Origin of the sequence: Frankia gtarii, from assembly GCF_025403375.1 — a bacterium.
Classification (GTDB): Bacteria; Actinomycetota; Actinomycetes; order Frankiales; family Frankiaceae; genus Frankia; species Frankia gtarii.
This window is the reverse complement of record NZ_JAMPTM010000432.1, coordinates 1-3591: the sequence shown is the minus strand read 5'-3', so window position 1 is coordinate 3591 and position 3591 is coordinate 1. Positions and strand designations below refer to the sequence as shown.

Annotated in this window: 6 protein-coding genes; all 6 read left to right on the top strand. The window is 64.9% G+C overall.

Features of this window, described 5'->3' with window-relative positions:
* The first annotated feature begins 499 nt into the window (after window positions 1-499).
* Window positions 500-1303: a hypothetical protein gene (locus NBZ83_RS30940; RefSeq protein WP_256790448.1), complete on the top strand. Its 804-nt coding sequence runs from the start codon at window positions 500-502 to the stop codon at window positions 1301-1303.
* Between the two features lie 45 nt (window positions 1304-1348).
* Window positions 1349-1951 (top strand): hypothetical protein, encoded by a 603-nt coding sequence (locus tag NBZ83_RS30935; RefSeq protein WP_261563135.1) that lies wholly within the window; start codon window positions 1349-1351, stop codon window positions 1949-1951.
* A gap of 55 nt (window positions 1952-2006) precedes the next feature.
* On the top strand, window positions 2007-2438 hold the full coding sequence (locus tag NBZ83_RS30930; RefSeq protein ID WP_055752614.1) for a hypothetical protein: 432 nt from the start codon (window positions 2007-2009) through the stop codon (window positions 2436-2438).
* Window positions 2435-2779, top strand: coding sequence for a hypothetical protein (locus NBZ83_RS30925; protein ID WP_256790362.1), 345 nt, complete (start codon window positions 2435-2437; stop codon window positions 2777-2779). The genes NBZ83_RS30930 and NBZ83_RS30925 overlap by 4 nt, the downstream gene beginning before the upstream one ends.
* 55 nt (window positions 2780-2834) lie before the next feature.
* On the top strand, window positions 2835-3221 hold the full coding sequence (locus NBZ83_RS30920) for a hypothetical protein (protein ID WP_256790363.1): 387 nt from the start codon (window positions 2835-2837) through the stop codon (window positions 3219-3221).
* A partial coding sequence (locus NBZ83_RS30915) for a hypothetical protein (RefSeq protein WP_261576391.1) occupies window positions 3218-3591 on the top strand: 374 nt, incomplete at its 3' end. The genes NBZ83_RS30920 and NBZ83_RS30915, both read left to right, overlap by 4 nt.

Here is a 3591-nt window from a genome sequence, read left to right as displayed (position 1 = left end):
CCACCGGACCCCCCACCGGACCCCCCACCGGCGCGCCAGTAAAGGCGGGTGGGTGGACGGAACGCTGCTGGCGCAGGTCGGACGAGGTGCGCCGCCCACCCAAGCACTCCGCGACTTAATAGCGAGGCAACGAGCTGATAGTCGATGCGGGAGGGGTGTGCCTGCGCCGCCGTGTCCGGGGATTGGCGTTATTTCGGAGTCTCTTGGCACCTTCTCTTTAATCTGTGTTCGTTTGGTCTCTGCTCTTTTCTGTTCTTGTTTTTTGCTTTGCTTTTTTTGTCTTTGTCTTCCGCCCTTACTCTTCTCCTTTTCGGTTCCCCGATTGTTGCCCTAGCGTTCCGGAACATCATTCCCGCCATTGCATCGCCACTCAAAAGAATCATGAATTGGCGGACGATTGGGGGTTGTATTCTGGTGCGCGTAGGTGGAGAATTAGATATCGGCACCGGGAGCGGGAAGACACCCCCGGGAGTTCCCCCAAGGTAGAGGAGAGACCTCCGTGACCAATGGCGCTTTTTCTTCGGACACGCCGTCCGCTCTTCCGGGCGCGAGAGTCCAGCCAGAAGACATGGCGAGAGTGACGGCGGACGACTGGCGCGAGATTCAGACCAAAGCGCGCAAGTACTGCCGGACGGTCGACGCGTCGCAGTCGCGTAAGCGGATGGACGGAAACGCGACCTTCACGGGCCGTGGGTACGGCACGGCGGACGTGAGCGATGACATCGCGCAGGATGCCGTATTGCTGTTTGCCCAGCTGCTCGGGAAGATCATCCGAAAGTTTGAGCCTGTGACTTACTCCGTGGCCACGCGCGAACCGGATTCGTGGCTCTACGTCACGAAGCAAGGCGGGACCTTCGTTGCTACCCGTGACAGTATCCAGTACACGGCGATGCGGGACGCTGCCCAGCGCAATGGGTACCACCTGGACAAGAAGCCTGACGAAATCGACGCGACCCCCGGGGCGCAGCAGATGAAGGCCGTTTCCCGTATGCAATTCGTAGCTGTCGCGACGCACCTTGCCGCCAACAGTGAGGCTATCTGGCGTCTCGCGTTCGGTGACGGCAAAGAGTTCCCCGTTCTCGCGGACGTGCTCAATGAAGGAAACAAGGCCGATGACCTCGGACGCACGGGCATCCTTTCCAACGTGGCACAGAAGCGCCACGGGGGCGCCTACGGTTCCCGCCGCGCCGTGATCCGTACCCGTGACGCTGCCCTGGCAGAATTCCGGGAACTGTCGGAACGGGCCGATGCCGTACGGGAAATGATCACTTACCGCGCCACGCGGGACGGTACGGACGACTGACGTTCCATCTGTCCTCACGGAGAGGGCACCGGGAGAACTCTCCCGGTGCCCTCTCTGCATTTCCGGACCTGCCTGGAGAGCGTGAATCCGGCCGGACGGTCGGAAGCCTCCCGGGCGCGTAACAAGGTAGCGGGTGAAAACATCCGGACCTGCCTGGAGAGCGTGAATCCGGCCGGACGGTCGGAAGCCTCCCGGGCGCGTAACAAGGTAGCGGGTGAAAACATCCGGACCTGCCTGGAGAGCGTGAATCCGGCCGGACGGTCGGAAGCCTCCCGGGCGCGTAACAAGGTAGCGGGTGAAAACGCCCGGACCTGCCTGGAGAGCGTGAATCCGGCCGGACGGTCGGAAGCCTCCCGGGCGCGTAACAAGGTAGCGGGTGAAAACATCCGGACCTGCCTGGAGAGCGTGAATCCGGCCGTCCTAACGAGGGGTGGGTCTGTGTTTGACATTCTCGCCGATCGTGAGCGTGCGCTCGCGATTGTCCAGCGACGCGGTCTCGATCACATGCTGATGCTGCTGGATCGTCTGGCGTCGATTTACCACGGCTGCGACTGCAAGATCTACAAGTTCAGCCTGGAATGGATGGACAAACCGTGCCTACTCAAGGCGCGCGGAGTTCACGGCGACCTGTGGGTCTGGTGGCGTTAGCCGCCTACTGACCGGACGTCCGAAGCCTGTCGACCGTCATGTGGAGGGAGGGTCTGTGACCTGCGAGGTTCTTTCTGATGAGTTCGTGCGCCGCTTTGAGCGGGGAGTGTGGCGCGAACTGATCGAATCGGCGATGGTCGAATGGTCGCCGGACGAGACTACGAATCTGTACGGCAGTGGTTTCGACGGAACAGAGACCGAGTATCTGTTCGGCGATCCCGCCAATGAGATCCGTGACTTCCTGGAAGGCGCCGCTGCCGATCTGTCGTCGCTGGTCGAGCGTCTGGGCGATCGGACTCCGGTGCCTGAGGAGCTGGGTCGGGATTGGGTCCTTTCGCGGCAGCGGCAGGGCGCGGGCCTGTGGGACCGCGGCTACGGCCCGGAAGGGGACCAGCTACACGAGCAGGCGATCGTCTACGGCGACATCCTCTTGGAGATCTCGGGGGTCGAGGAGGACTGCGACAGCTGGGTGGTGCGGGTCCTGTGACCGGCCGGCATCTGCGCGTCCACCATCGCGACTACTACGACCACGAGGTCCACGACGGGGACATCCACGCGCACGGGGAGCGGTCTGAGGACCTCGACTGCGAACCGGACGAGTACGACCGCGAGGACGGGCTCAGTGCTGTGGACCTTGCCGTTGCCCGCCTGGAGGACTTGGCGGTCACGGAGCCGTCGGGCTGGCCGTTTCCCGGGCCGCACTGCTGGTGGAGCGGCACGGTCACGCTGGACTACTACACCGGTGAGATGCGGGAGACCTCCGCGCATCCCTGTGGGTTCAGCGATGACGAGTGCCGCGACATCTGGGCGCGGCTGATCAGCGCATAGCCAGCGCGCGCCGCACGACCCTTCCTCTCTGCTGATCTTTTCCAAAGGTGGTGCCATGCTCGGCGTGCTCGCGGACCCCACGGTTCGGATCGGGGTCTACATCGACGATGACCACGACTACTACCTGTCCCCGGTCGGCGACCTCGATGTGATCACCGAGGAGCGGGCGCATTTCGCGGACGGCACGTGGGCGGCGTACCGGCTGACGACGGTGGTGGAGTGCCCGCACTGCGACCATCGGTACAGCACGGACGTGCTCGGCGGCGTGGTGGTGGAGACGACCGCGCTGGCCGGGTCGATCGTCTGGGCTGATGACCTGGTCTTGCAGGAGAACCCCACCGGCTACCTGGCGACGCAGATCCGGGACCTGATCACCCAAGAGCGGGAGGACCCGACCCCGGCCACGGCCTGGCTGCCTCTTCCCGGGGACGACGCGCTGTGAGCCGGGTCGAGGCGCTGCCGCTGGCGAACGGCGCACGGGCATGCCGGGGGAACGTCGCGCTGCTGGTGTCTCCGCATCGGGAGCCGCTGACGGGCGGTGGCCCGGACGCCGTCCACGTCGACCTGATCGTGATCCGGTCGGTGACCCGTGACGGGCGGGTACGCGCCTACGAGGAGATGTGGCCGGGCGGGCGGCCCGTCCGTGTCGCGACCACCGCCTGGAAGATCACCGGTCTGGTCGACGCGTCGGTGCTCGACCCTGACCGCGCGGTCGCGATCGCCCGCGCGCACACCTACCCGGGCCACAGCCAGGTCTGCCCCTGGGCGTCGCTCGCCGAGGCCCGCGCGGCGTTGCGCCCCGCCCGCAAACC

Bases quoted from the DNA above. Each gene is read 5' to 3' on its own strand.
- NBZ83_RS30920 (WP_256790363.1), top strand. From the start codon at position 2,835: ATGCTCGGCGTGCTCGCGGACCCCACGGTTCGGATCGGGGTCTACATC.